General features: G+C 66.9%; 27 protein-coding genes and 2 tRNA genes. 16 read left to right on the forward strand and 13 right to left on the reverse strand.

What is annotated here, in order from left to right; genetic code table 11:
- Positions 1 to 157 precede the first annotated feature (157 nt).
- The 4 genes from IEX25_RS09985 to tsaD are packed head-to-tail and all read right to left on the reverse strand — an operon-like array spanning position 158 to position 2,851.
- Positions 158 to 571, reverse strand: coding sequence for an EVE domain-containing protein (locus tag IEX25_RS09985; RefSeq protein ID WP_188715062.1), 414 nt, complete (start codon positions 569 to 571; stop codon positions 158 to 160).
- On the reverse strand, positions 571 to 846 hold the full coding sequence (locus IEX25_RS09990; protein ID WP_188715030.1) for a YciI family protein: 276 nt from the start codon (positions 844 to 846) through the stop codon (positions 571 to 573). The genes IEX25_RS09985 and IEX25_RS09990 overlap by 1 nt, the downstream gene beginning before the upstream one ends.
- Positions 843 to 1,784, reverse strand: coding sequence for an NAD(P)H-dependent glycerol-3-phosphate dehydrogenase (locus IEX25_RS09995; protein WP_103173352.1), 942 nt, complete (start codon positions 1,782 to 1,784; stop codon positions 843 to 845). The genes IEX25_RS09990 and IEX25_RS09995 overlap by 4 nt, the downstream gene beginning before the upstream one ends.
- Positions 1,781 to 2,851, reverse strand: a complete 1,071-nt coding sequence (gene tsaD / locus IEX25_RS10000; RefSeq protein ID WP_103173351.1) for a tRNA (adenosine(37)-N6)-threonylcarbamoyltransferase complex transferase subunit TsaD — start codon at positions 2,849 to 2,851, stop codon at positions 1,781 to 1,783. The genes IEX25_RS09995 and tsaD overlap by 4 nt, the downstream gene beginning before the upstream one ends.
- 65 nt (positions 2,852 to 2,916) lie before the next feature.
- On the opposite strand from tsaD, the gene IEX25_RS10005 reads away from it, so the two are divergent.
- From IEX25_RS10005 to IEX25_RS10020, 4 genes are all read left to right on the forward strand, one after another.
- Positions 2,917 to 3,579 (forward strand): uroporphyrinogen-III synthase, encoded by a 663-nt coding sequence (locus tag IEX25_RS10005; RefSeq protein ID WP_103173350.1) that lies wholly within the window; start codon positions 2,917 to 2,919, stop codon positions 3,577 to 3,579.
- Positions 3,580 to 3,733: 154 nt separating this feature from the next.
- Positions 3,734 to 5,080: a COG4223 family protein gene (locus tag IEX25_RS10010; protein ID WP_188715032.1), complete on the forward strand. Its 1,347-nt coding sequence runs from the start codon at positions 3,734 to 3,736 to the stop codon at positions 5,078 to 5,080.
- 10 nt (positions 5,081 to 5,090) lie between these two features.
- Positions 5,091 to 6,878, forward strand: a complete 1,788-nt coding sequence (locus tag IEX25_RS10015; protein WP_103173348.1) for a heme biosynthesis HemY N-terminal domain-containing protein — start codon at positions 5,091 to 5,093, stop codon at positions 6,876 to 6,878.
- A gap of 85 nt (positions 6,879 to 6,963) precedes the next feature.
- Positions 6,964 to 7,039 (forward strand) — tRNA-Thr (locus IEX25_RS10020).
- A gap of 62 nt (positions 7,040 to 7,101) precedes the next feature.
- Here IEX25_RS10020 and IEX25_RS10025 read toward each other — a convergent pair.
- The 3 genes from IEX25_RS10025 to metG form a co-directional block, all read right to left on the reverse strand.
- Positions 7,102 to 7,186, reverse strand: a tRNA-Leu gene (locus tag IEX25_RS10025).
- A 56-nt stretch (positions 7,187 to 7,242) separates the two neighbouring features.
- Positions 7,243 to 8,163 carry an arginase gene (gene rocF, locus IEX25_RS10030; protein WP_103173347.1) on the reverse strand — a complete coding sequence of 307 codons (921 nt, stop codon included), beginning with the start codon at positions 8,161 to 8,163 and terminating at the stop codon, positions 7,243 to 7,245.
- Between the two features lie 74 nt (positions 8,164 to 8,237).
- Positions 8,238 to 9,956 (reverse strand): methionine--tRNA ligase, encoded by a 1,719-nt coding sequence (gene metG / locus IEX25_RS10035; RefSeq protein WP_188715034.1) that lies wholly within the window; start codon positions 9,954 to 9,956, stop codon positions 8,238 to 8,240.
- 140 nt (positions 9,957 to 10,096) lie between these two features.
- Between metG and IEX25_RS20015 the strand changes: the two genes are divergently transcribed.
- Positions 10,097 to 10,747 carry a hypothetical protein gene (locus IEX25_RS20015; protein WP_103173345.1) on the forward strand — a complete coding sequence of 217 codons (651 nt, stop codon included), beginning with the start codon at positions 10,097 to 10,099 and terminating at the stop codon, positions 10,745 to 10,747.
- A 57-nt stretch (positions 10,748 to 10,804) separates the two neighbouring features.
- The gene (gene nudC / locus IEX25_RS10050; protein WP_103173417.1) at positions 10,805 to 11,752 is read left to right on the forward strand and encodes an NAD(+) diphosphatase; all 948 of its coding nucleotides are present in this window, start codon (positions 10,805 to 10,807) and stop codon (positions 11,750 to 11,752) included.
- On the opposite strand, the gene IEX25_RS10055 is transcribed toward nudC, so the two are convergent.
- Both IEX25_RS10055 and IEX25_RS10060 read right to left on the reverse strand, forming a co-directional pair.
- Positions 11,749 to 12,090 (reverse strand): MliC family protein, encoded by a 342-nt coding sequence (locus IEX25_RS10055; protein ID WP_103173344.1) that lies wholly within the window; start codon positions 12,088 to 12,090, stop codon positions 11,749 to 11,751. The two genes, nudC and IEX25_RS10055, sit on opposite strands and share 4 nt — an antisense overlap.
- 27 nt (positions 12,091 to 12,117) lie before the next feature.
- The gene (locus tag IEX25_RS10060; protein ID WP_103173343.1) at positions 12,118 to 12,726 is read right to left on the reverse strand and encodes a GcrA family cell cycle regulator; all 609 of its coding nucleotides are present in this window, start codon (positions 12,724 to 12,726) and stop codon (positions 12,118 to 12,120) included.
- A 117-nt stretch (positions 12,727 to 12,843) separates the two neighbouring features.
- Here IEX25_RS10060 and IEX25_RS10065 point away from each other — a divergent pair, with 117 nt between their 5' ends.
- The 4 genes from IEX25_RS10065 (at position 12,844) to IEX25_RS10080 (ending at position 18,199) form a co-directional block, all read left to right on the forward strand.
- Positions 12,844 to 13,662, forward strand: a complete 819-nt coding sequence (locus IEX25_RS10065) for an ABC transporter permease (RefSeq protein ID WP_229665128.1) — start codon at positions 12,844 to 12,846, stop codon at positions 13,660 to 13,662.
- A gap of 141 nt (positions 13,663 to 13,803) precedes the next feature.
- The gene (locus IEX25_RS10070; protein WP_103173342.1) at positions 13,804 to 14,970 is read left to right on the forward strand and encodes an aspartate aminotransferase family protein; all 1,167 of its coding nucleotides are present in this window, start codon (positions 13,804 to 13,806) and stop codon (positions 14,968 to 14,970) included.
- A gap of 187 nt (positions 14,971 to 15,157) precedes the next feature.
- Positions 15,158 to 16,084, forward strand: a complete 927-nt coding sequence (argF, locus tag IEX25_RS10075) for an ornithine carbamoyltransferase (RefSeq protein ID WP_103173341.1) — start codon at positions 15,158 to 15,160, stop codon at positions 16,082 to 16,084.
- 135 nt (positions 16,085 to 16,219) lie between these two features.
- Entirely contained in the window at positions 16,220 to 18,199 is a 1,980-nt protein-coding gene (locus IEX25_RS10080; RefSeq protein ID WP_103173340.1) for a PhoX family protein, read from the forward strand.
- A 127-nt stretch (positions 18,200 to 18,326) separates the two neighbouring features.
- Here IEX25_RS10080 and IEX25_RS10085 read toward each other — a convergent pair whose 3' ends face one another.
- A complete protein-coding gene (locus tag IEX25_RS10085) occupies positions 18,327 to 19,922 on the reverse strand; it encodes a phosphoenolpyruvate carboxykinase (RefSeq protein ID WP_103173339.1) in 1,596 nt (531 codons plus the stop codon).
- A 201-nt stretch (positions 19,923 to 20,123) separates the two neighbouring features.
- On the opposite strand from IEX25_RS10085, the gene IEX25_RS10090 reads away from it, so the two are divergent.
- From IEX25_RS10090 to IEX25_RS10115, 6 genes are all read left to right on the forward strand, one after another.
- Positions 20,124 to 20,534 carry an HPr kinase/phosphorylase gene (locus IEX25_RS10090; RefSeq protein ID WP_103173338.1) on the forward strand — a complete coding sequence of 137 codons (411 nt, stop codon included), beginning with the start codon at positions 20,124 to 20,126 and terminating at the stop codon, positions 20,532 to 20,534.
- Positions 20,535 to 20,596: 62 nt separating this feature from the next.
- On the forward strand, positions 20,597 to 21,571 hold the full coding sequence (rapZ, locus tag IEX25_RS10095) for an RNase adapter RapZ (protein WP_229665135.1): 975 nt from the start codon (positions 20,597 to 20,599) through the stop codon (positions 21,569 to 21,571).
- The gene (locus tag IEX25_RS10100) at positions 21,568 to 21,990 is read left to right on the forward strand and encodes a PTS sugar transporter subunit IIA (protein ID WP_103173336.1); all 423 of its coding nucleotides are present in this window, start codon (positions 21,568 to 21,570) and stop codon (positions 21,988 to 21,990) included. Before rapZ ends, IEX25_RS10100 begins: the two co-directional genes overlap by 4 nt.
- Positions 21,987 to 22,265, forward strand: coding sequence for an HPr family phosphocarrier protein (locus IEX25_RS10105; RefSeq protein ID WP_103173335.1), 279 nt, complete (start codon positions 21,987 to 21,989; stop codon positions 22,263 to 22,265). Before IEX25_RS10100 ends, IEX25_RS10105 begins: the two co-directional genes overlap by 4 nt.
- Positions 22,266 to 22,880, forward strand: coding sequence for a TetR/AcrR family transcriptional regulator (locus IEX25_RS10110; RefSeq protein ID WP_103173334.1), 615 nt, complete (start codon positions 22,266 to 22,268; stop codon positions 22,878 to 22,880).
- Positions 22,881 to 22,960: 80 nt separating this feature from the next.
- On the forward strand, positions 22,961 to 23,374 hold the full coding sequence (locus tag IEX25_RS10115) for a DUF2852 domain-containing protein (RefSeq protein ID WP_103173333.1): 414 nt from the start codon (positions 22,961 to 22,963) through the stop codon (positions 23,372 to 23,374).
- 32 nt (positions 23,375 to 23,406) lie between these two features.
- Here the strand turns inward: IEX25_RS10115 and betC are convergent, their stop codons facing one another.
- The 3 genes from betC to IEX25_RS10130 all read right to left on the reverse strand — a co-directional run.
- Positions 23,407 to 24,897, reverse strand: coding sequence for a choline-sulfatase (gene betC, locus IEX25_RS10120; protein ID WP_256388123.1), 1,491 nt, complete (start codon positions 24,895 to 24,897; stop codon positions 23,407 to 23,409).
- A 4-nt stretch (positions 24,898 to 24,901) separates the two neighbouring features.
- A complete protein-coding gene (gene choX, locus IEX25_RS10125; RefSeq protein WP_188715040.1) occupies positions 24,902 to 25,834 on the reverse strand; it encodes a choline ABC transporter substrate-binding protein in 933 nt (310 codons plus the stop codon).
- Between the two features lie 87 nt (positions 25,835 to 25,921).
- Positions 25,922 to 26,300 (reverse strand): 3-hydroxyacyl-CoA dehydrogenase family protein (locus tag IEX25_RS10130; protein ID WP_229665129.1); only part of this gene is annotated, 379 nt, incomplete at its 5' end.

Below are 26,300 nucleotides of genomic sequence, written 5' to 3' on the forward strand. Positions count from 1 at the left end.
GGTGGTTTCCCCTGGTTGGTTCGGCGCGGACCTTAGACCAGCGGCGCCGTGGATTGAAGCGGCAAGCCGGGGGCCAGCCTGCCGCCGGCCGGTTCTTGAACCGATGGCGCACCGACCGACGACCCCCCGGGATATTCAGGCCAAGGTGAAACAGCCGTCACAGCCCCGACAGTTTCAGGATCGCCGCCCATTCCGCCTCCGCCACCGGCTGGACGGACAGGCGCGAGTTGTTGACCAGCACCATGTCCTTCAGCGCCGGTTCCTGCTTGGCCTGATTCAGCGAAAGGGGCCGGGGCAGGGGCTTCACGGCCTTGATGTCCACGCATTCCCATTTCGGATCGTCCGCCTTGCTGTCGGGATGGGCCTCGGCGATGACCTCGACGATGCCTACGGCTTCCTTGCCGATGTTGGAATGGTAGAACAGGCCCTGGTCGCCAACCTTCATGGCCCGCATGAAGTTGCGGGCCTGATAGTTGCGCACCCCGTCCCATTCCTCGCCCGCGTCGCCCTTGGCAACCAGGTCGTCCCAGCTGAAGACATCGGGTTCGGATTTGAACAGCCAATAGGCCATCAGCCGATCACCTTCTTCCATTCGATGACATCGACGCTGTGAAACAGCCCGGCCGCCTTGTAGGGGTCGTTCGCGGCCCAGTCCTGCGCGGCGGCCAGGTCGTCGGCTTCCAGGATCAGCAGCGATCCGCGCATCTCTCCATCCTCGATCAGGGGGCCGGCCATGCGCACGATCCCGCTGTCGCGGATGAAGCCCAGATGCGCCTCGCGCGTGTCGAGGCGGGTTTGCAGGGCGCCGGGCTTGTCCCGGCAGATCACGGCGAACAGGGGCATCATTCCTCCTTCAGGGGGCGGGTCATCAGCATCTCGGCCGCGTTTTCGACGGAAACCCGGCCTTCGGCAAGGGCCGCGACCATGGCGGCGATGGGCATGTCGCAGCCGATGCGCTGCGACAGGGCGGCGACGGCGCGAGCCGTGGCCGCGCCTTCCACGGTGGTGGCGGCGTCGAAGGGCTGGTGGGCGCCAAGCGCCTGGCCATAACGGAAGTTGCGCGACTGCGCCGAGGTGCAGGTCAGCGTCAGATCGCCCAGGCCCGACAGCCCGGTCAGCGTTTCCGGGCGGGCGCCCAGCCGGGCGGAAAGGCGGGTCATCTCGGCGAAGCCGCGGGTGATGATGGCGGCCCGCGCGCTGTCGCCCAGGCCCGCGCCGATGACCACGCCTGCCGCGATGGCGATGACGTTCTTCAGCGCCCCGCCCAGTGCGGCGCCGGTCACGTCCGTGGTGCGGTAAAGCCGCAGAACCGGCGTGGAGAGGTCGTGTTGCAGCGCCTTGCCCGCTGCTGCGTCTGCGCAGGCCAGGGTCAGGGCGGTGGGCAGCCCGCGCGCGATATCGGCGGCGAAGGACGGGCCGGTCAGGACGGCGACCGTGGCGGCAGGGCAGGCCTCCGTCAGCAGGGTGGATGGGCCGGTCAGCTTGCGCAGGTCGATGCCCTTGGCGGTGCTGACCAGGTGCTTGCCGTCCAGAAGCGCCGCATGATCGGACAGAAACCCGCCAAGCGCCTGCGCGGGCAGGGCCAGCAGCAGCGTGCCCGATTGCGCCGCCATGGGCAGGTCGTCGGTCACGCGGATCGCGTCCGGCAGCGTCACGCCCGGCAGGCGCGGATTGTCGCGGCCCCAGCTTGTGTCCCGCGCCCAGAGCGTCACCGGGCCGTTCGCCGACAGCGCCACCGCCAGCGCCGTGCCAAAGGCGCCCGCGCCCAGGATCGCGATGCTCATGCCTTGGCCCCTTTCTTGCCGCCGCCCAGCATCGGCGCGGCGCTGCGGTCCAGCGGCCAGCGGGGACGGGCGGCCAGGTCCATGCCGTCGCGGTGACCCAGGGCGAAACGCTCGGCCCCGGCCCAGGCGATCATCGCGCCATTGTCGGTGCAAAGCGCCAAGGGCGGGGCGAGGAAGCGGGCGCCTGCATCCTGTGCGACCCGTTCAAGGGCTGCGCGGATGGTGCGGTTGGCGGCGACGCCGCCCGCGACGGCCAGCACCGGGACAGGATGCGCGGCCAGGGCGCGGCGGGACTTTTCGGCCAGAACCTCGGCCACGGCAGCTTGGAAGGCGGCGCAAAGGTCGGCCCGATCCCCCTGACGCAATCCCCCCTGGTCCGCGATCAACTGGTCGCGCAGGCGCAGGGCCGCGGTCTTCAACCCCGAGAAGGACATGTCGCAGCCCGGCCGGTCCAGCAGCGGGCGCGGCAGGGCAAAGCGGTCGGGATCGCCGGTCGCGGCCTCGGCCTCGACCGAAGGTCCGCCCGGTTGGGGCAGGGCCAGCAGCTTGGCCAGCTTGTCGAACGCCTCGCCCGGGGCGTCGTCGATGGTGCCGCCAAGGCGGGTGAAATCCTCGGGCCCCTCCACGCGCAGGAACTGGCAATGCCCGCCGGACACCAGCAGCATCAGATAGGGAAAGCCGATCCCGTCCGTCAGGCGCGGGGTCAGGGCGTGGCCCGCCAGATGGTTCACGCCCACCAGCGGCAGGCCAGCCCCGGCAGCGATGCCCTTGGCGAACATCACGCCCGCCATGACGCCGCCGATCAGCCCCGGCCCCGCTGTGACCGCGACCGCCGTGACGTCGGACAACGCGACGCCAGCCTGGGACAGCGCCTGTTCCACCGCCAGGTCCAGCCGTTCCGCATGGGCGCGGGCGGCGATTTCCGGCACCACGCCGCCGAAATCGGCATGAAGCGCCGTCTGGCCCTGGACCACCGAGGACAGGATCCGACGGCCGCCCGTCACCAGGGCGGCGGCGGTGTCGTCGCAACTGCTCTCGATGCCAAGGAAAATCTGGGTGTCGTCCATGCTCTTGCCGGGCGGGGGAATGACGCTTAGGCCTTAGGCCCTAGCATCGGTCATGGGGTTTGCCAATGTCCAGTCCCGCGCGGCCTGTCCTGCTGCTGACACGCCCCTTGCAAGATTCGCAGCGTTTCGCGGCGATGCTGCCGGACTGGGACGCCGTGATCTCTCCGCTGCAGGAAATCAGGGCCGTGGATCACGACAGCGCGCCCTTGCACGCGGCGCCGGGACTGGTCTTCACCTCGGCCCATGCGGTGCCTTCGGCAGGACCGGGACGCGGGCGGCTGGCGCTGTGCGTGGGCACGCACACGGCGCAGGTGGCGCGCGAGGCCGGGTTCGACGTGCGCGAGGGCAACGGCTTTGCCGAGGGCCTTTTCCCGCTGATCGAGGCGGCGGACGTGCCGCTGATCCATCCCCATGGCCGCCACCTGGCCAAGCGCCTGCCGGTGCCGGGGGTGATCGTCTATGACCAGCAGGCCCTGTCCTTGACCGACCGGGCGCGGGCGCTGCTGGCGGGTCGCGCGCCCGTGGTGCTGCCGCTGTTTTCGCCGCGCAGCGCCCGGCTTGCCTCGGAGGCCGCGCGGGGCGCAAGGGCTGCGCTGTGGCCGGTGGCGATCAGCCATGGAACCTTGGCCCAATGGGACGCGCCTTCCGCCGGTCACGAGGTGGCCGACCGGCCCGAGGCGGCGGCGATGGTGGCGGCCATTCGCCGACTGGCCTTGGCGGAACAATGATGCGCAGGGCGGGTTGAGAAGCGGCCCGGGTCTCATTAGGCTGCGGGCCAGACGCGGCTATGCTGCTGCCGCGAGACGGGGACAAGACGTGAAAAAGCCAAACAAGACCAGAAGCTCCAGCCCATCCGAGACTGCGCAGGACACGCCACCCCCGGTGCCGAAGAAGAATCCGGCCGAACCGGGCATCATCGCCCAGACCGATATCGCCGCTGGCGAACCTGCCGCCGCCCTGGGGGCAGCGACCGACATCAGGCCGGTGGAATCCACCCTGCTGGGCGACGGGACGGACCAGCATCCCCCCGCCGCGCGCAAGACAAAGGCCAAGGCCAAGGATGCGCCCGCTGATACCCCGGCGGAAGCGGCCATGCGCGATGCCCCGGTCTCGGCGATTGCCCCTGCCTCTGCGACCGCCTCGGCCTCGACCCCCGCTTCGGCCTCGGTCCCGCCCGCTGCCCCGTCGCAGAAGGTGACCGTGCAGAAGACCGGCTTCTGGCCCGTGTTCCTGGGCGGGGTCGTTGCCGCGGGGCTGGGATCGGCCGCGACCATCTGGGCGCTGCCGCACCTGCCCGCAGGCTGGCTGCCCGAACAGCCCGACACCCAGGCTGTCGCGCAGGTGGCCCCCGACATCGACGTCGCCGCCATCCGCAACGAGGCTGTGGCCGCCGCCCAGGCCGCGACGGCGGAACAGATCGACGCCCTGCGCGCCGAAATGGCCCAGGCACCCGCGGCTGCGGACGCGCCCGCCGGGCCCACGGTCGAGGATCTGGCCGCGCTGCGCCAGCAGGTCGAGGCCCAGGCCGCGCTGCGCGAGCAGGTCGAGGCACAGGCCGCGCAGATCCAGGACCTTGCCAGCCGCCCGCAGATCGACCCCGATCTTGCCGCGCGCGTGCAGACCCTGGCCGAGCAGGCCGACACGCTGGAGCAGCAGCTTCAGACCGCAGCCCAGGCCGCGCAGGCCCAGATCAACGCAGCCCAGGCCGAGGCGCAGCAGTTGCAGGAAGCGGCCGCCGAAACCACCCGCCGGGCCGAAGCCGTTGCCGCCGTCGCCGCGCTGCAAGCCGCCCTTGACCGGGGCGTGACCCCGGACGAGGCGCGCCAGACCCTGGAAGGCGTGGGGATCGAGGCCCCCGAGGCGCTGACGCGCGAGGTTCCCAGCCTGGACAGCCTGCAGGCGTCCTTCCCGGAAGCGGCGCGGGCGGCCCTGCGCGCATCCCTGCGCCAGGACAGCGCGGCGGGCAATGGCAGCCTGTTCGGAAACTTCATCCGCGCCCAGACCGGCGCCCGTTCGGTCGAGCCGAAAGAGGGCACGGACCCCGATGCGATCCTGTCGCGCGCCGACGCGGCGGTCGAGGAAGGCCGCATCGGCGATGCCGTGACAGAGATCGAGGCGCTGCCGGAACCGGGCAAGACCGCCACCGCCATGGCCGAATGGCTGGCCGGGGCCACCGCCTATCGCGATGCGCAGGCGGCTTTGTCCGACCTGTCCGCCCCTGCAAACTGAGGTCCGGGCAATGCTGCTGTCCCTGTTGAAAATCCTGTTCTTCTTTGCCGTCGTGCTGCTTGTTTCCCTGGGCGCCATGCGCCTGTCGGAAACGGGGCAGATGCTGCGCCTGGAATATGCCGGCACCGAATACGCGCTGACCCCCGTCAAGGCGGTCGTGGCGCTGCTGGTGCTGATGGTCCTGGCCTGGCTGGTCTTCAAGGCCCTGGGCCTGTTTTTGGCCTTCATCCGGTTCCTGGCGGGCGACGAAACCGCCATCGACCGCTATTTCGCGCGGTCGCGCGAACGCAAGGGCTATGCCGCCCTGGGCGAGGGGATGCTGGCGGTCGCCTCAGGCGAAGGCAAGCTGGCCCAGGACAAGGCCGCCAAGGCCGAGAAATACCTGAACATGCCCCATATCACCAACCTTCTGTCCGCCCAGGCGGCCGAGGTGGCGGGGGACAAGGCCCGGGCGGGCCAGGTCTATCGCACCCTGCTGGAGGACGACCGCACGCGGTTTGTCGGCATCCGCGGGTTGATGCGCCAGAAGATCGACGAAGGCGACACCGCGACCGCGCTTTTGCTGGCGCAAAAGGCCTATGCCCTGAAGCCCAGGCACCGCGAATTGCAGGACACGCTGCTGGATCTGGAAATGCGCGAGCATGACTGGAAGGGCGCGCGGCAGTTGCTGAAGGAAAAGCGCAAGCAGGGCGAGTTGCCCAAGGACGTGCATATCCGCCGCGACGCCGTTCTGGCGCTTCAGGAAGCCAGCGAGGTCCTGGCCGAGGGCAATTCGATCAGCGCACGAGAGGCCGCGATTTCGGCCAACAAGGCATCCCCTGACCTGATCCCGGCGGCGGTGCTGGCCGCGCGCAGCTATGTCGCGCAAAAGGATTACCGCAACGCCTCGCGCGTGCTGGAAAAGACCTGGTCGGTGCGCCCGCATCCCGATGTCGCGGCGGCCTATGCCGAGATCGTGCCGGACGAGACTCCGGCGGCCCGGCTGACGCGCTTTGAACGGCTGATCGCCAAGAACCCCAATGACGAGGAATCGCGCCTGCTGCGGGCCGAACTGCTGCTGGCGGCCGAGGATTTCCCCGGCGCCCGCCGTGCGCTTGGCGATCTGGCGGAAAAGCACCCGACCGTGCGGACCCTGTCCATCATGGCGGCGGTGGAGCGTGGCGAAGGGGCCGACGACAGCGTCGTCCGCGGCTATCTGGCACGCGCGTTGACCGCGTCGCGCGGCCCGCAATGGGTCTGCGACAAGTGCCACAACGTGATGTCCGACTGGGCGCCGGTCTGCGACAGCTGCGGTGGTTTCGACACGCTGACCTGGCGGGAACCCGACAAGGCCCAGGCCGTCGCCACCGCGACCAAGGGCGCCGAGATGCTGCCCCTGCTGGTCGGCGGCCCGAAACCCCAGCCCGGCAGGTCTGACAGGGCGGAAGACGGGGCCCTTGCCGATCCCGTGCCCGAGGTGTCGCCGCCCCCGGCTGCGAAGCCCAGGTCCGATGCGCCGAAGATCCGCCGGACCGAGGTTGCGGATGTGGCCCCCGGAATGGTGCCGCGTGAAAGCGACTATGTGACGATCGAGCCCGTCAGCACCGTCACGACCCCCGAGCCGGCGCCCGTGATGCCGGAGCCCGTCAAGGTCGAGGTGCAGCCCATGCCGGCGCCGCAGGCGTCCCCCCAGGCAACAGCCAAGCCCGCCCCCGAGCGGCCTTTCGACAGGGATGAGCGTCCCGAACCCGTCCTGGTCCGCCCGGACGTTCTGCCGCCCGAGGATGCCGACTGGACCGAGGGCAAGGCGCGCCCGTGACCGATATCCTTGGGGGGCGTGCAGAAAATGTGCCGCGCCCCCTTTCCCCCCGCCGGGGAACCTGATATCGGGCGCGTCACCAGATGCCGGTGTAGCTCAGCTGGTAGAGCACGTCATTCGTAATGATGGGGTCGGGGGTTCGAGTCCCTTCACCGGCACCACGGATCCAGAAACGGCCAGTCCCCTTGGGGCTGGCCGTTTCTGCATTCAGGACCTGCAAGGATGGTGCGGGCGGCGGGACTTGAACCCGCACGAGCGATGCTCCAGGGAGTTTAAGTCCCATGCGTCTACCATTCCGCCACGCCCGCGCCTTGAATTCGCTAGCGGGCGGGACGGGGAATGGCAAGGGCCGGAAGTTGCGGCCCTAGAAGCTGCGGGTGGGGCGGTCGAAGACCTTGCGGCCCATCAGGCTGCCCACCAGATCGACCATCAGCTTGGCCGTGCGGCCGCGTTCGTCCAGAAACGGGTTCAGTTCCACCAGGTCCAGCGAGGTGACAAGGCCGGATTCGTGCAGCAGTTCCATCACCAGATGCGCTTCGCGGAAGGTGGTGCCGCCGGGAACGGTCGTGCCCACCGCAGGCGCGATCGAGGGGTCGAGGAAGTCCACGTCCAGCGAGACATGCAGCATCCCGCCCGCCGCCCTGACCCGGTCCAGGAAGGCGCGCAGGGGCGCGACGATCCCCTGTTCGTCCAGAACCCGCATGTCGTTCACGGTGATATCGACGGACAGCATCGTGGCATGTTCGGCGGGATCGACGCTTCGGATGCCGAACATGCAGATGTTTTCGCCGGGCACGGGATGCGGGAAGGGCGGAAACGGATCGAAGCCCGGCAGACCCAGGGCATAGGCGATCGGCGTGCCGTGCAGGTTGCCCGAGGTCGTCGTCTGGACCGTGTGGATGTCGCTGTGGGCGTCCAGCCACAGCACGAACAACGGCCGTCCCTGCCGCTGCGCATGGATTGCCGCCCCCGCCACGGTGCCCAGGGCCAGGGCGTGATCGCCCCCCATGATGATCGGCAATCCCTCGGGCAGCGCCTGGGCCACCGCTTCTTGCAGCGCTTGCGTCCAGGCGATCATCTCTGGCAGGTGATGCACGGCGGGATTGGCGCAAGTCACCTGGGGCGCCGGTTCCGGCTGGACATCGCCCATGTCCCGGACCGTGTGACCCAAGGCCGTGAGGGTGCCCGCCAGCCCCGCCACGCGATAGGCGGCCGGTCCCATCAGGCAGCCGGGGCGACGCTGGCCTTCGTCAAGGGGCGCACCGATCAGGATGCAATGGGTCATGCCGTGCCTTTCGTCCTGGGATGGTCATCCCGAATAAACGCAGGCGGGGTGGGAATGTCCACCGCCACGCGGCGTTACTGGCGCACGCCCTTGAAACGCTCGGCCCATTCGGCGCGCTGTTCGTCGGTGATCTTGGCGAACATGACATCCGGCACGGTGAAGGCATGGCCCGCCGGCAGGGCGGTCAGCGCCGCCGACACGTCGTCGGGCCAGGCGCCGTCGCCCGTTCCCATCGCCTCCAGCATCGCGCGGGACGCGAAGGGGATGAAGGGCGCGGACAGGACGGCATAAAGCCGGACCAGGTTCAGGCCCAGGCGCACCTGCATCGCCGCCTTGTCCGCGTCGGTCTTGTGGGTGGACCAGGGGGCTGCCGATTGCAGGTATTCGTTGCCCAGGACCCAGATCGCGCGCAACTCGGACGCGGACTTTCGGACCTCCATCGCGGCCATGAAGCCTTCATAGGCGCGGATGCGCGCGGTCAGCGCCTCGACCAGGGCGGTTTCCTCGGGGCCGTAGGTGCCGCCCTCGGGCACCGTCTCGCCGAACTTGGACCGGCAGAACTTGGTGATGCGGCTGACGAAGTTGCCCAGCACATCGGCCAGGTCCTTGTTCACGGACTGCTGGAAATTTTCCCAGGTGAATTCGCTGTCCCCGGATTCCGGCGCGTGGGACAAAAGCCACCACCGCCAGTAATCGGCGGGCAGGATTTCCAGCGCATGGTCCATGAAGACGCCGCGCCCCTGCGACGTGCTGAACTGCCCGCCGTCATAGGTCAGGTAGTTGAAGGACTTGATGTAATCGACCATGCGCCACGGCTCGCCGGACCCGATCAGCGTGGCGGGGAAGGACAGGGTGTGGAAGGGGACGTTGTCCTTGCCCATGAACTGGGTATAGGTCACGTCATCCGCCCCTTCGTCGCGGCGCCACCAGCGGCGCCAGTCGGCGTCGGACTTGCCATGCGCATCCGCCCATTCGGCGGTGGCGGCGATATATTCGATGGGGGCGTCGAACCAGACATAGAAGACCTTGCCCTCCATCCCCGGCCAGGGCTGGTCGCCGCGCCGCACGGGCACGCCCCAGTGCAGGTCGCGGGTGATGCCCCGGTCCTGCAAGCCTTCACCGTCGTCCAGCCATTTGCGCGCGATCGAGGTCGTCAGGATCGGCCAGTCGGTCTTGCTGTCGATCCAGTCGCTGATCTGGTCCTTCAGGGCGGACTGGCGCAGATAAAGGTGCTTGGTTTCGCGCACCTCCAGGTTGGTGCTGCCGGAAATGGCGCTGCGCGGGTCGATCAGGTCGGTCGGATCAAGCTGTTTGGTGCAATTCTCGCACTGGTCGCCGCGGGCCTTGTCATAGCCGCAATTGGGGCAGGTGCCCTCGATATAGCGGTCGGGCAGGAAGCGGCCGTCATCGACCGAATAGACCTGCTTTTCGCTGACCTCGGCGATATAACCGTTCTCGGCCAGCCTGCCCGCGAAATGCTGGGTCAGCGCGTGGTTCTGCGGGCTGGAAGACCGGCCGTAATGGTCGAAGGACAGCCCGAAGCCCCGCGCCAGTTCCGCCTGCACCCCGTGCATCCGCGCGCAGTATTCGGCCACGGGTTCGCCCGTCTTGGCGGCGGCCAGTTCGGCGGGGGTGCCGTGTTCGTCGGTGGCGCAGATGAACATCACCTCGTGTCCGCGCGCCCGCAGGAAGCGGGCGTAAAGGTCGGCCGGCAGTTGCGACCCGACAAGGTTGCCCAGGTGCTTGATGCCGTTGATATAGGGCAGGGCGGAGGTGATGAGGTGGCGGGCCATTCCGGTTCCTGTGAATCTGATCGGCCCCGTATCTATAGACGCCCGAAGGGGAAGACCAGCATTTCGCCGCCTGCTTGATCCCCCTGTCCCCGGCCCTTAAGGTCGCCCCTTCGTGCCAGCCGCCAGAACCGGAGCCATCCTTGCGCCACAGTGATTTTCAACCCGCGACGGCGCTGTCGCTGATGCTGGCAGCCCTTGTCCTGATGCTGGGGGTGGACTTGCTGCTGCACGACACCATCGCCCAGATCTTCGACGAGGGTCACACGATCGAGTTCCTGTCGGGCGTCTATTATCTGGCCGCCGCCGTGCTGCTGGTCGCCGTGATGCCCCCCGGCATGCGGCGCAGCCAGTGGCACCTGCCGGTGATCCTGGTCCTGATGTTCTTGCGCGAATTCGACATGGACAAGGCGCTGACGACCGAAGGGGTGCTGCAACTGCGGCTTTATTCCGGTCCTGCGCCCCTGGCCGAGAAGATCGCAGGGGCGGCGGTGATCGCGCTGATCCTGGTCTGTGCCTGGCGGCTGACCGCCCGGACCGTTCCCCCCTTCGTCCGCGGGCTGCGGCAAGGGCGGCCGGACAGTTGGCTGGTCCTGCTGGCGGGCGTCACCGTGATCGTGTCGAAAAGCCTGGACGGGATCGGGCGAAAACTGTCCGCGATCAATCACGAGATCGGCGCCGAGACCGTTGTCCGCGCCTCCAGGATCGAGGAGATGCTGGAACTTGTCGCCTCGATGGCATTGGTGATGGCCGTGGTCATGGGCCACCGGATCGGCTGGGAACGTCGGGACTGAACGTCCTGTCGCGAAGGGGCCTTGTCGCGGCGCCCGCGCCGGTGCAGCGTCGCGGCCATGATCGACGAATCCGAAATCACCTTTGGTGGCAGCTATCTTGACCGCGCGGACCGGCTGCGGGGCGATGCCGGGACCATGGCGCGTTACCTGGCCGATCCCGCCAGCCGTGTCCTGCCCTTCTGGCAGGGCAAGCCCTTGTTCCAGGAAAATGGGCTGGGGCCGCGGCTGGTCTGGCTGGCCGCCGACGACGCAAGGGTGTCGGGCCAGGCGGAGGGCGCGCTGTTCCTTGGCCTGGACGATAGGGGAACTGCGCATTTCGCGGTTGATGTGTCCGGCCTGGTGCCGCCCGACGGTGATCCCGCAGCCTGCCTGTCCCTGGCGCCCTTGCAACGCTTTGCCGATCTGCGTGCCATCCTGGGCGACCTGGATCACCGCGATGCCGCCATTGCCGCCCCCGCCAAGGGGATTTTCGAATGGCGCCGCAGCCACGGCTTCTGTTCGAATTGCGGCGCACGCAACACGGTCGCCCATGCGGGCTGGCGCTTCGATTGCCCCGCCTGCGGGCGGCCGCATTTTCCGCGCACCGACCCGGTGGTGATCATGCTGGTGCTGGACGGCGACCGCGTCCTGCTTGGCCGTCAATCCGGCTGGGACGAGGGGATGTATTCGCTTCTGGCGGGCTTCGTCGAGCCGGGCGAGACGATCGAGGAAGCGGTCCGCCGCGAAGTGCACGAGGAATCAGGGATCGGCGTGGGCGATGTGCGCTATCTGACGTCCCAGCCCTGGCCGTTCCCGGCCTCGCTGATGATCGGATGCTTGGCGCGGGCGGAAACGCGCGACATCACCCTTGATCCAGGCGAACTGGAGGACGCGATGTGGATCGGCAGGGCCGAGGTGGCCGAGGCGCTTGCAGGACGGCATTCCCGCATCCGCCCCGCCCGCAAGGGCGCCATTGCCCAGACGATCCTGCGGGCCTGGGTGGAAGACCGGCTGGACGTCCGTTAGTCCGTCTCGACGCAGGATTGGGTATCGGCGGGGTCCAAGGCGTTGGTCAGGCTGGCGTCGCGGCCCTTGGACCACCATTCGTATTCGCCCGAAACATACCGGGCGCCGGACGCGGCGATCACGCCGACGAAGATCCGCTGTTCGCCCTTGATGGGCAGCAGCGCCAGGCTGTTCGGCCCGGCGTTCAGATAACGCACCTCGACCACGGCGCCGCTATTGCAGAAATAGGTGGTGTCGTTCAGCGTCGCCCCGTCCAGCGGCAGGGTCAGCGTGGTCTGCGACTGGCCGGGACCGGCCAGGGCGGCCGTTGCGGCAAGGGTGAGGCAGGACAGGCGCATCGGACGCGAACCCCGTATGCCGGACCCTTAACGCCGCCGGTCGCGACGCGAGCTCATCGGCTGGAAGGCCACGCTGACATGGGCCTCGCAGTAAGGCTTCCCCGCTTGGCTGGGCAGGCCGCAGAACCAGAACTTTTCCGTCGCGGGATCGCCGATCGGCCATTTGCAGGTGCGTTCGGTCAGTTCCATCAGGGTCAGCTTGCGGGCGCGCTTTTCCACCTCGCGGACCGAGGCCAGCGTCTCGGGGCTGATCTCGTTGGCCGAAGGCTGGGGCGGCAGGGGCTGGCCCGCCGGCACGATCGGGCGGCGCGGAACGGGGGTAAAGACAGGCTGGGACACGGGTTCTTCCGGGGCAGGGTCGGCCGGGACGGCCGCGACTTCGGGCTGGGGTTCGGGACGGGCGGGTTCGGCGGCAGGCGCGGGCTTGCGGTCGATCTTCTTGTCCGCCACGGGTTCGGGGGCAGGCGCAGGGGCGGCCTCGGGTTCATCGTTGCGGTTAGACAGCCCAAGGCGATGGACCTTGCCGATGACCGCGTTGCGCGTCACGCCGCCCAGTTCCTTGGCGATGGCACTTGCCGACTGGCCTTCGGACCACATGCGCTTCAGCGTCTCGACGCGTTCATCCGTCCAGGACATGATTGCCTTTCCGGGCGGGTGTCGTCCGCCGCCCCATCTTGAAACCTGCGATTGCCCCCGTCAGAAACGGGATGCCGAGATTTAGCCGCCGATGCGCAGAAATTCAAGGACCGCCTGATGCCCTCTACGATCCGCACCGACACCCCCGCCATGGGCGTGCGCCGCTTCGGCCGCGTCAACTGGCTGGGCCTGCGCACCCTCGCCACCCGAGAGGTGATGCGCTTCATGGCCGTCTGGCAGCAGACGATCTTTGCGCCCCTGATGACGGCGGCGCTGTTCGTGCTGATCTTCGCCCTGGCCATGGGGCAGGGCCGGGGGCAGGTGATGGGCCTGCCCTATCTGGTCTTCCTGGGGCCGGGCATCCTGATGATGACGGTGATCCAGAACGCCTTCGCCAACACCTCAAGCTCGATCACCTCGGCCAAGGTGCAGGGCAATATCGTGGACACGCTGATGCCGCCCCTGTCGGCGGGGGAATTGCTGGCGGGCTATCTGGCAGGTTCCGTGGCCCGCGCAGGACTGGTGGGTCTGGTGATCGGCACGGGCATGGTGCTGGTCACGGGGCAGGGGGTGGCCCATCCCCTGTGGGCGCTGACCTTTGTCCTGCTGGCCGCGCTGATGCTGGGGGGCCTGGGGATCCTGGCCGGGGTGCTGGCACAGAAATTCGACCAGATGGCCGCGATCAGCAATTTCATTATCACACCGCTATCCTTCCTGTCGGGCACCTTCTATTCCGTCCAGGCCCTGCCCGAACCCTTCCGCACGCTGTCGCACTGGAACCCGGTCTTCTACCTGATCGACGGCGCGCGCTTTGGCGTCACCGGGGTCAGCGACGCGCCGGTCGGGCGCGGTCTGGTCATATGCACCGTCGTCGTGGCGCTGATCCTGTGGCTGGCATGGCGCTGGCTCAAAACCGGCTATCGGATGAAAGCGTGATTGCGCGATGCGCGAATCGGCGCTATGGCCGAAGCCATGATCACGCGGACCGCCATTCTTGCCCGTCCCCGACGTTGACGCCCCGTCACCGTCCGATCCCGCCTGCCCTCACATTCCGTCCTGCCAATCGGGGAGTCCCCAATGATTTCGCACGTCCTGCCGACCTATAACCGCGCACCCATCGCCTTTGAAAAGGGCGAAGGGGCTTGGGCCATCGCCACGGACGGCAGCCGATACTTGGACCTGGGCTCGGGGATCGCGGTGAACGTGCTGGGCCATACGAACCCCGACCTGGTGGCCGCGCTGACCGAACAGGCGGGGAAGATCTGGCATGTCTCGAACCTTTACCAGATCCCGCAGCAGGAAAGGCTGGCCGACCTGCTGGTCGAACACACCTTCGCCGACACGGCCTTCATCACCAATTCCGGGACCGAGGCCGCGGAACTGGCGATCAAGATGGTCCGCAAGTACTGGCACGACCGGGACCAGGACCGCATCGAGATCCTGACCTTCGAGGGCGCCTTCCACGGCCGGTCCACCGGGGCCATCGCGGCCTCGGGGTCGGAAAAGATGACCAAGGGCTTCGGCCCCCTGATGCCCGGCTTCCGCACGCTGCCCTGGGGCGATCTGGACGCGCTTCGGTCCGCCATCAGCGACAGGACCGCCGCCGTCATGCTGGAGCCCGTGCAGGGCGAAGGCGGCATCCGCCCGCTGCCCGACGCCGACCTGCGGGACATCCGCGCGCTGTGCGACCAATACGGCGCGCTGCTGGTGCTGGACGAGGTGCAATGCGGCATGGGACGCACCGGCCGCCTGTTCGCCCACGAATATGCAGGCATCGCGCCGGACATCATGATGGTCGCCAAAGGCATCGGCGGCGGCTTCCCGCTGGGTGCCGTCCTTGCCACCGAAAAGGCCGCCGCCGGCATGGTCGCGGGCACGCATGGCTCCACCTATGGCGGCAACCCGCTGGCCTGCGCGGTGGGTGCCCGCGTGATGGAGATCGTGGCCAACGACGCCTTCCTGGCCGAGGTGAACCGCAAGGCCGCCCTGTTCCGCCAAAGGCTGGAAGGCCTGGTCGCCGCCCATCCCGATGTCTTCGAAGCCGTGCGCGGCCAGGGCCTGATGCTGGGCCTGAAATGCAAGGTCGCGCCCACGGATGTGGTCAAGGCGGGATACGCGCAGCACCTGCTGACCGTGCCGGCGGCCGACAATACCCTGCGCCTGCTGCCGCCCCTGAACATCACCGATGACGAGATCGCCGAGGCGGTGGCGCGGCTCGACCGCGCGGCGGCAAGCCTTGCGTGACCTTGCGCCCCTGCATGGCACTGGCGGCGGGGATCATCCCTGCCGCCTGCTGACGCGCCGACGATAACCGCTTCTTCGTTGCTCAAATATCCCGGGGGAACGCGCGGCACGCGCGTGGGGGCAGCGCCCCCTCTTGACCCGGTCACGCCAAGCGGGCTTCCTTGCCCAAATCGCGAAAGCCACAAAGATGAAGCATTTTCTGGACATCCACACCACCGACAAGGCGGATCTGCGGTCGATCATCGACCAGGCCCTTGCCATGAAGACCGCCCGCAACAACCGCCCCAAGGGCACGCCCGACGACGAACAGCCGCTGGCCGGCCGCATGGTCGCGCTGATCTTCGAAAAACCCTCGACCCGCACCCGCGTCAGCTTCGACGTGGGCGTGCGCCAGATGGGCGGGCAGACGATGGTCCTGTCGGGCAGCGAAATGCAGCTGGGCCATGGCGAGACCATCGCCGACACCGCCCGCGTGCTGTCGCGCTATGTGGACCTCATCATGATCCGCACCTTCGAGGAAGCGACCCTTCTGGAAATGGCGGAACATGCCACCGTCCCGGTCATCAACGGCCTGACCAACCGCACCCATCCCTGCCAGATCATGGCCGACGTGATGACCTTCGAGGAACATCGCGGCCCCATCGCCGGCCGCAAGGTGGTCTGGGTCGGCGACGGCAACAATGTCTGCGCGAGCGTGATCCATGGCGCGGGCCAGTTCGGCTACGACTTCACCTTCAGCGGCCCCCCGCCGCTCGACCCCGAACGCGATGCCCTGGAGTTCGCCCGCGCCCAGGGCGTCCGGGCCGAGATCGTGCGCGACCCGGCCCAGGCGGTCGAGGGCGCGGACCTGGTCATGGCCGATACCTGGGTGTCGATGCACGATCCCCAATCGGCCAAGGAACGCCGCCACAACCAACTGCGCGGCTATCAGGTCAATGAATCGCTGATGGCGAAGGCCAAGCCCGACAGCCTGTTCATGCACTGCCTGCCCGCCCACCGCGAGGACGAGGTGACAAGCGCGGTGATGGACGGCCCCCATTCGGTCATCTGGGACGAGGCCGAGAACCGCCTGCACGCCCAGAAGGCGGTGATGCGCTGGTGCCTGGGCGTCTGAACGGACCCGCCGGACGCCCGCCATCCGGCGGGCGTTTTCGTCAAAGCTTCACAAACCTGACGCATCCCTGTCGCACCGCCCCCCTAATCGCTGCCCGACAGGCCCCGTGGCCTCAACGACAGCCAGGAGAGCGCGATGCGTGACCAGCAAACCCGCAACATCTTTCGCACCAGCAAGCTGGAGGAGGCCGACGGCCCCGGCCTCAATCCCACCGCCAGCCGCACCATGGGCGAGATCATCGCGGCCCGCTTTTCCCGCCGGGGTTTCCTGAAAGGCTCCATGGCGGTGACGGCGATCTCGGCCACGGTCAGCCCGATGGCGCTGCTGTCGGCGACCGATGCGCAGGCTGCCCCGGCCTCGGCCTTCAACTTCCCCGAAGTCACCGCAGGCGTCGATGCCGATCACCATGTGGCCGAGGGCTATGACGCCGATGTGCTGCTGCGCTGGGGCGACAAGGTGTTCGCCGACGCCCCGGATTTCGACCCGCTGAACCAGTCCGAGGCCGCGCAGGAACGCCAGTTCGGATACAACAACGATTTCGTGGGCTTCATCCCGTTGGATGGGGCGGATGATCGCGGGTTGCTGGTCGTGAACCACGAATACACCAACGAACACCTGATGTTCCCCGGCATCGTCACCATCAAGGACGGCGAGATCGAAGTGTCCGAGGCCGACGAGGCCCGCGTGAACATCGAGATGGCGGCCCATGGCGGCACGATCATCGAGATCCGCAAGGTTGACGGCAAATGGCAGCCGGTGCTGGACGGGGCGCTGAACCGCCGCATCACCGCCAAGACTCCGATGGAACTGACCGGCCCCGCCGCGGGCCATGCCCGCCTGCAGACCGTAGCCGATCCGACGGGACGCGCCGTGCTGGGCACGATCAACAACTGCGCGGGCGGCGTGACCCCCTGGGGCACCTACATCATGGCCGAGGAAAACATCCACGGTTATTTCACCGGCACGCTTCCCGAAGGCCATGCCGAGGCCGCGAATTACGAACGCCTGGGCATCCCGGATTCGACCTATGCCTGGGGCAGGTTCCACGACCGCTTCGACGTGTCCAAGGATCCCAACGAGGCCAACCGCTTCGGCTGGATCGTCGAGGTGGACGTGATGGACCCGAACTCGACCCCGAAAAAGCGCACCGCCCTTGGCCGCTTCAAGCACGAGGGCGCGGAAAGCGTGGTGGCCAAGGACGGCCGCGTGGTCTTCTACCTGGGCGACGACGAACGCTTCGATTACGTTTACAAGTTCGTCACGGCGGGCAAGTACAACCCTGAGGACCGCGCCGCCAACATGGACCTGCTGGACGAAGGCACGCTTTATGTCGCGCGCTTCGATGAGGGCGGGCGGGTGGAATGGCTGCCGCTGGTGCAAGGCGAAGGCCCGCTGACCGCCGCCAACGGCTTTGCGACCCAGGCCGATGTCCTGATCGAGACTCGCCGCGCCGCCGACCTGCTGGAAGCGACCCCGATGGACCGCCCCGAGGACATCCAGCCGAACCCGCTGACGGGCCGCGCCTATGTCATGCTGACCAACAACACCAAGCGCGAGGAAGCCAATGCCGCCAATCCGCGCGTTGACAACGCCTTCGGCCATATCATCGAGATCATCGAGCAGGACGGCGACTTCACCGCGACCAGCGGCACCTGGGAAATCCTGGTGAAATGCGGCGATCCCTCGATTGCCGAGGTGGGGGCCACCTTTTCGACCGAAACCACGGTGGATGGCTGGTTCGGGATGCCCGACAACGCCGCCGTGGATGCGGAAGGGCGGCTCTGGGTTTCGACCGACGGCAACTCGATGGCCGATACGGGGCGCACGGACGGGCTCTGGGCCCTGGACACCGAGGGCGCGGCGCGCGGCACATCGCGGCTGTTCTATCGCGTGCCGGTGGGCGCCGAATTGTGCGGCCCCTGCATCACCGAGGACATGACCACCTTCTTCGTGGCCGTCCAGCATCCGGGCGACGGCGGCGAGGACTGGGAAGGCCATGGCCGCCCGTCCTATTACGAGGATCTTTCCACCCGCTGGCCGGATTTCGACGATGCCATGCCCGTGCGCCCGGCCGTGGTGGCGATCACCAGACAGGGCGGCGGCCGGATCGGGTGATCCCGCAGGGTGCGTGCTTGCACGCACCACGGTTCTTGCGCAGTCGGTGCGTGCAAGCACGCACCCTACGTACCAAAAGAAAAAGGCCGCGCTATCTGCGCGGCCTTTGAATTTTGGATGAGCGATCTCAGCCGATGGCCGCCGCGCGAACCTCGTCGTCGATGGCTTCCAGATATTGCGCGAAGTTGTCGCTGAACATCTGCACCAACTTGGCGGCCTGCTTGTCATAGGCGGCGGGATCGGCCCAGGTCTGTCGCGGATCCAGCAGCTTCTCCTCGACGCCCGGCACGCTGACCGGAACCTCGAAGCCGAAGTTCGGATCCTTGCGGAACTGCACGTCGTTCAGGCTGCCGTCCAGTGCGGCCGCCAGCAGGGCGCGGGTTGCGGCGATGGGCATCCGCTTGCCGGTGCCGAAGGCTCCGCCGGTCCAGCCGGTATTGACCAACCAGCAGCTTGCGCCGTGCTGGGCGATCTTTTCCTGCAGCAGCTTGCCATAAACCTCGGGGCGGCGCGGCATGAAGGGCGCGCCGAAGCAGGTCGAGAAAGTCGGGATCGGCTCCACGATACCCACCTCGGTCCCCGGCGTCTTGGAGGTGAAGCCCGACAGGAAGTGATACATCGCCTGCGCAGGCGTCAGCCGCGCGATGGGCGGCAGCACGCCATAGGCGTCGCAGGTCAGCATGATCACGTTCTTCGGATGCCCGCCCAGGCTGGTATCCGACGCGTTGCCGATGGCCTCCAGCGGATAGGCGCAGCGCATGTTGTCGGTGATCGAGTTGTCGTCGAAATCCAGTTCCAGCGTTTCCGGGTCGAAGACCATGTTCTCGATCACCGTGCCGAAGCGAGAGCAGGTGGCATAGATCTCGGGTTCGGCCTTGGGCGACAGGTTGATGGTCTTGGCGTAGCAGCCGCCCTCGAAGTTGAAGATGCCCTTGTCCGACCAGCCATGTTCGTCATCGCCGATCAGCACGCGCGAGGGGTCGGCCGACAGCGTGGTCTTGCCGGTGCCGGACAGGCCGAAGAAGACGGCGCTGTCGTCGGGATTGCCGATGGCGTGGTTGGCCGAACAATGCATCGGCATGATGCCCTTTTCCGGCAGCAGATAGTTCAGCAGCGTGAAGACCGATTTCTTGTTCTCGCCCGCATAGGCCGTGTTGCCGATCAGGATCAGCTTCTTGGCGAAGTTCAGCGCGATCACCGTTTCGCTGCGGCAGCCGTGGCGTTCGGGATCGGCCTTGAAGCTGGGGCAGTTGATGATGGTGAATTCGGGCGCGAAGCTTGCCAATTCGCTGGCATCGGGGCGCCGCAGCAGGTGGCGGATGAACAGCCCGTGCCAGGCCAGTTCGGTCACCACGCGCACGTCCAGGCGGTTGTCGGCATCCGCGCCGCCGAACAGATCCTGCACGAAATAGTCGCGGCCCTTCATATGGGCCAGCATGTCGGCGTGCAGGCGATCGAAGGCCTCCGGCGACATGGGCTTGTTGTTTTCCCACCAGATCGTGTCCTCGACCTCGGGGCTGCGGACCACGAACTTGTCCTTGGGCGAACGCCCGGTATGCGCGCCGGTGGAGACCAGGAAGGTGCCGCCCAGGCCCAGCTTGCCTTCGCCGCGGGCCACCGCCTCGGTCATCAGCGCCGGCTCCAGCAGGTTGTAGTAAACCCGGCCGAGGCCCTCGATTCCCTGATCCTCAAGCTTGCAGTTCGGGTTTACGCGGCTGGACATGGTCTCTCCTCATGCGATGGCATGCGACACTTTCGTGAAGCATTATGGGGCGGCTATAGCATGGGCCGAAGCGCGAAAAAGAAGTTGGCGCGAACAGTTAGCGGAAACAGACAATGTTATCGCCAACAGGGACAAGATGCGCTGCTTCTCAACCCTGTATTAGCGAAATCTGCCGATGATGGGATCAGGGGGTGATTCGGAATGCAGCTTCATGCGACCACGGTATCCATCCGCAATGCCGGCCTGATGATCCTGGGGCCTTCTGGCGCAGGCAAGTCGACACTGGCGCTGGAACTGCTGGCGGTGGGCGCTTCGCTGGTCGCCGACGACAGGACCGACCTGCGCCGCGACGGGGCTGATGTCATTGCCAGTTGCCCGCCCGCCTTGTCGGGGCGGATCGAGGCACGGGGGATCGGCATCCTGGCGGCGGACGCTGCCGGGCCGGTCCGGGTCGCACAGGTGGTCGATCTTGGCGCCGGGCCTGATGATCGCCTGCCACAGTCGCGCAGCTATGATGTGCTGGGGGTGGCCGTGCCCCTTGTCACCGGCCCCTATCGACCGCATCTTTACGCTGCACTGCGGCAGCTTTTGCTGGGCGGCCGCGTCCTGTGACGAACGATCTGTATCCCTTGCAGGCAGGAAAGATGATCGATCTGGGTGACGATCCCACCACTATGCCCGTTGAACTTCCTTCGGTATCCGATGAGGGGGTGCAACGGCTGGTTCTGGTCACTGGGCCATCCGGCGCTGGACGGTCCACGGCGATCAACGTGCTGGAGGATCTGGGGTTCGAGGCCATCGACAACCTGCCCTTGTCGCTGATCCCGCGCCTTCTGGACGGGCCAAGCCGGCCCGAGCCGCTGGCCTTGGGGCTGGACGTGCGTAACCGGGATTTTTCCGCCAGCAACCTGATCGAGCTGATCGACCGGCTGACCCGCGATCCGCGCTACGCCCCCGAGGTGCTGTTCCTGGACTGCGCGCCCGAGGTGTTGGAACGCCGCTATAACGAAACCCGGCGGCGTCATCCGCTGTCGCCCGACAGCGCGCCCGCGGCAGGCGTCATGGCGGAAATCGACCTTCTGTCCCCCATCCGTGTCCGGGCTGATGTTCTTGTCGATACCTCGGATCTGTCGCCCCACGACCTCAAGGCGGAACTGACGCGGTGGTTCGACATTCGCCCGAACCGCAGGCTCAGCGTGTCCCTGCATTCCTTCAGCTACAAGCGGGGGGTGCCGCGGGGCATCGACATGATGTTCGATTGCCGCTTCCTGACAAACCCGCATTGGGAACCCGCGCTGCGCCCCCTGACCGGGCGCGACGCGGCGGTGCAGGACCATGTGGCAAGCGACTCGCGATTCGCCGACTTCCTGGATCGGGTGTGCGAGATGATCCTGTTTCTGCTTCCGGCCTATGTCGAGGAGGGAAAGTCCCATCTGGCGGTCGGATTCGGCTGCACCGGCGGACAACACCGTTCCGTCACTTTGGCTGAAAAGGTGGCACAGGCGCTTGCGAAGGCCGGTTGGCCGGTGTCAATAAGGCATAGGGAACTCGAGCGTCGCAATCCGACGCCGCCGGTCTTGGGCGATGCCGCAGGCAGCGCGCAAGAGGCGGGTCGGCTGCGCGCTGTTGAACGTGGTGGAACGCGTTGATTGGAATCGTTATCGTGGCGCATGGCGGCCTGGCCAGGGAATATCTTCTGGCGGTCGAACATGTGGTGGGACCGCAAAGCGGCATTGCAGCCGTCGCGATCGAGGACGATCACGACCGCGCCGCCAAGACGGCCGAAATCCAGGCGGCCGCCAATGCCGTTGACGACGGCAGCGGCGTGGTTGTGGTGACGGACCTGTTCGGGGGATCGCCGTCGAACCTGTCGCTGCCCGCCTGCGCCGTGCGCGACCGCACCATCCTGTACGGTGCGAACCTGCCCATGCTGGTCAAGCTGGCCAAGTCGCGTCACCTGCCGGTGCCTGACGCGGTGGCCTTCGCCAAGGAGGCGGGGCGCAAGTACATCAATTCCTATAATGTTCCCGTCGAGGCGGTCTTCGACACAGGACCGCGCTTCGGATGACCGGACCGATCACCCGCCGGCTTGCCATCATAAACGAAAAGGGCCTTCACGCGCGGGCCAGTGCCAAATTCGTCGATCTGGTCGAACGCTTCGACGCGCAGGCACAGGTCGAAAAGGACGGCATGTGCGTGTCGGGGGATTCCATCATGGGCCTTCTGATGCTGACCGCGCCGCGCGGCAGCCAGATCACGGTGACGACCAGCGGCCCGGACGCCTTGCCCCTGGCCGACGCGCTTGAAGCCCTGGTGGCGGATTACTTCGGCGAAGGCATGTAGGTGCCCGACCGCAAGACCTATCACCACGGCAACCTGCGCCAGGCCCTGGTGGATGCAACGGCTGTGCTGATCCAGGAAACCGGCCCCCTGGCCTTTACCCTGACCGAGGCCGCGCGCCGGGCGGGCGTGTCCCCAGCCGCGCCTTATCGCCATTTCAAAGGCCGCGACGACCTGTTGGAGGAAGTGGCCCGGCAAGGCTTCGTCGATTTCGGCACTCGGCTGGAACAGGCCTTCGACGAAGGCAGGCCGCGCCCCCTGACGGCCTTCATGCGGATGGGGCAGGCCTATCTGGACTTCGCGGCCGAACAGCCGGGCTATTACATGGCGATGTTCGAATCCGGGATCTCGATCGCCGGCAACGCCGATCTTGCCGCCGCCTCGGACCGGGCGCAGCGGGCGCTGATCCGCGCGGCCGAAAGCATGGCCGAACGCCTGCCGCCCGACCGCCGCCCGCCCGCCCGGATGGTGGCCAATCACATCTGGGCGCTCAGCCATGGGGTGGTCGAGTTGTTCTTGCGCGGCAAGCCCGGCGGGCGCAGTTCCATCGGCGCGTCCGAGATGCTGGAAAGCGGCGCGATCATCTATCTGCGGGGGCTTGGTTTGATCGGCGAATAATTTTCGCCCCTCCGCTTGACGGAACCTTGGTGCCGCCTACTTATGTAAATGTGATTAACATTAACATGGGAGGTTCCCGGATGCACAGCGCATCATATCGAATGCCCGCCTATTCCGTGCCGTCGCGTGTCCAAGGCCCGCTGATCCGCGCCCGCGACTGGCTGGATGCCCGCGGCAAGCCCGCCTGGATCATCGCCATGATCCTTGGCTTCGTCTTCTTCTGGCCGCTTGGCCTTGCCCTTCTGGCCTATATGATCTGGAGCAAACGCATGTTCGGTTGCAGCAATCGCCGGGTATCGGCCCGCTATTACGCCCCTGCCACGGGCAACAGCGCCTTTGACGCCTATCGCGAGGAAACGCTGAAACGCCTTGAGGACGAGCACCGCGAATTCGTGGACTTCCTCGAAAAGCTGCGCGAGGCCAAGGACAAGGCCGAATTCGACCAGTTCATGCAGAACCGCGGCGAAAAGAACGACGCCCAGCAGGGCGCGTGACGAAGGAAGGGCCGGGATGACCGGCCCTTTTGCTATTCCCCCCGCGGGAAGCGCTGGCTTTCCTCCAGCACGTTCAGGTCCATGTGGTTGCGCATGTAGCGTTCCGAGGCCAGTTGCAGCGGCTGATGGTCCCAAGGGTAATAGGCCCCGTTGCGCAGCGCCTCATAGACGATCCAGCGGCGGGCCTGGGACTGGCGCACCTCGGCGTCATAGGCGTCCAGATCCCATTGCTGCATCGCCAGGACGCGCAGATGGGCCAGGGGCACCGCATGGCCGGGATCGCCCGCGACGTTGTCGCGTTCCTCGGGGTCGGTTTCCAGGTCGAACAGCATCTCGGGGTCAGCCGCGCAGGCGATGTATTTCCACCGTCCGTCGCGGATCGCCACCATCGGCGCCACGCTGCCCTCGGCCGCATATTCCATCGGCACCGGCCCCCGCTCTGCGCCGCGGGCCAGCGAATGACCATCCGTCCAGGGCGCGATCTCGTCCATCGACAGCCCCGCCAGGTCGCAAAGCGTCGGCAGGACGTCGATGGTGCTGACCGGCTGGTCCACACGCCCCGGCGCCATGCCGGGGGCCGAAATCATCAGCGGCACGCGGCTGGACGGTTCGAAGAAGTTCATCTTGAACCACATGCCGCGTTCGCCCAGCATCTCTCCGTGGTCGGACAGGAACAGGACGATGGCCTCCTGCCGGGTGCGGTCCAGCACGTCCAGGATCTCGCCGATCTTTTCGTCCACATAGGTGATATTGGCGAAATAGCCTTGCCGCGCCCGGCGAACATGATCGTCCGTGATGTCAAAGGCGCGCCAGTCGCAGGCATCCATCAGGCGACGCGAATGCGGGTCCATGTCGTCATAGGCGATGGCCGCAGGCGGTTCCAGTTCCGGGATGCCCTCGTACAGGTCCCAGTATTTGCGGCGCGCGACGAAGGGGTCATGGGGATGGGTGAAGCTGACCGTCAGGCACCAGGGCCGGTCGTCCTTGCCCCGCGACAGGTCGTAAAGCTTGCGGCAGGCGTTGAAGGCCACCTCGTCGTCGTATTCATACTGGTTGGTGATCTCGGCCACCCCTGCGCCCGTGACGGAACCCAGGTTGTGATACCACCAGTCGATCCGTTCGCCAGGGCGGCGGTAATCGGGGGTCCAGCCGAAATCGGCGGGATAGATGTCGGTGGTCAGCCGTTCCTCGAAGCCGTGAAGCTGGTCGGGGCCCACGAAATGCATCTTGCCCGACAGGCTGGTCTGGTATCCGCCCCGCCGCAGGTGATGGGCATAGGTCGGGATGTCTGACGCGAATTCCGCCGCATTGTCATAGACCCGCGTCCGCCGCGGCAACTGCCCCGACATGAAGCTGGCGCGCGCGGGTGCGCAAAGCGGGCTGCCGGTATAGGTGTTGGCGAAACGCGTGGACCGTTCGGCCAGACGCTTCAGGTTGGGCGTATGCAGGAAAGGCGCCGGGCCGTCGGGGAAAAGCACCCCCGACAGCTGGTCCACCATCAGGATCAGGATATTCGGCTTCACGGTCTTATCCGGCAATTGCCGCCTTCACCGCATCCGCGCCCGGCTGGCCGTCCAGCGTGGTCACGCCCTCCAACCATGCGTCCGCAGCCTCGGGGTTCTCGGCCAGCCATTCCCTTGCGGCGTCCCTGGCGTCCATGCCGTCGTCCAGGATCTTGCCCATCAGGACGTTTTCCATCGGCACGTCGAAGACCAACTGGCTGAACAGCTTGGCGGCATTGGGGCAGGCCGCGACCCATTCCTTGCGCGCCAGGGTATGGACGGTGGCCCCGCCGAAGTCCGGCCCGAACTGCGCATCGCCGCCCGACAGATAGGTGATGTCGATGGCTTCGTTCATCGGATGCGGCGCCCAGGCCAGGAACACCACGGGGCTGTCGCCGCTGCGCGTGACCTGCGCCAGCATCGCCTGTTCACCGGATTCCACCAGTTCCCAGTCGCCCAAGCCGAATTCGTCCGCGTCGATCATCGACTGGATCGACTGGTTCGCGGGCGCGCCGGGTTCGATGCCATAGATCTTGCCGCCGAAGGCGTCCTTTTGCGCATCCAGATCGGCGAAATCCTTGACCCCCGCATCGGCGCCGGCCTTGTTGACGGCCAGGGTGAACTTGGCGCCTTCCAGGTTCTGCGCCAGCACGTCGATGGTGCCTGCCGCATCCAGGTCGTCGCGGAACTTCTGCTGCGCGGGCATCCAGTTGCCCAGGAACACATCGGTCTGGCCGCCCTTCAGCGCCTCATAGCCCACCGGCACCGAAAGGGTCGAGATTTCGGGCGTATAGCCAAGCGCCTCGAGCAGAACGGCGGCGACGCCGTTCGTCGCGGTGATGTCGGTCCAGCCGGGATCGGAATAGCGCACCGTGCCGCAGGTGGCGGCATCATCCGCCAGGACGGGCAGGGCCGTCGCAGCCAGCAGCATGGCGGCCGTCATCGTCAAAGCCTTCATCATCTACCTCCTTTTGGATTTTGCTTATCCGTTCAATCAAGAACGGATCGCTGCCGCCGTCGCGCCTGAAAGCGACATGGGGCCCCCTCACCGTGTCGGAACCGGCGTTTCTCCGCGATAGTCGTAGAAGCCCCGGCCGGTCTTGCGGCCCAGCCATCCGGCCTCGACATACTTGGTGAGCAGCGGGCAGGGGCGGTACTTGGTGTCGGCCAGGCCGTCATGGAGCACGTTCATGATCGCCAGGCAGGTATCCAGCCCGATGAAGTCGGCCAGTTCCAGCGGACCCATCGGATGGTTGGTGCCCAGCTTCATCGCGCTGTCGATGGACTTCACGTTGCCCACGCCTTCGTAAAGCGTATAAACCGCCTCGTTGATCATCGGCATCAGGATGCGGTTGACGATAAAGGCCGGGAAGTCCTCGGCACTGGCCGCCGTCTTGCCCAGCCTTTCCACCACCTCGTGGAGC

The sequence above is a fragment of the Paracoccus acridae genome, from assembly GCF_014642735.1.
GTDB classification, from domain to species: domain Bacteria; phylum Pseudomonadota; class Alphaproteobacteria; order Rhodobacterales; family Rhodobacteraceae; genus Paracoccus; species Paracoccus acridae.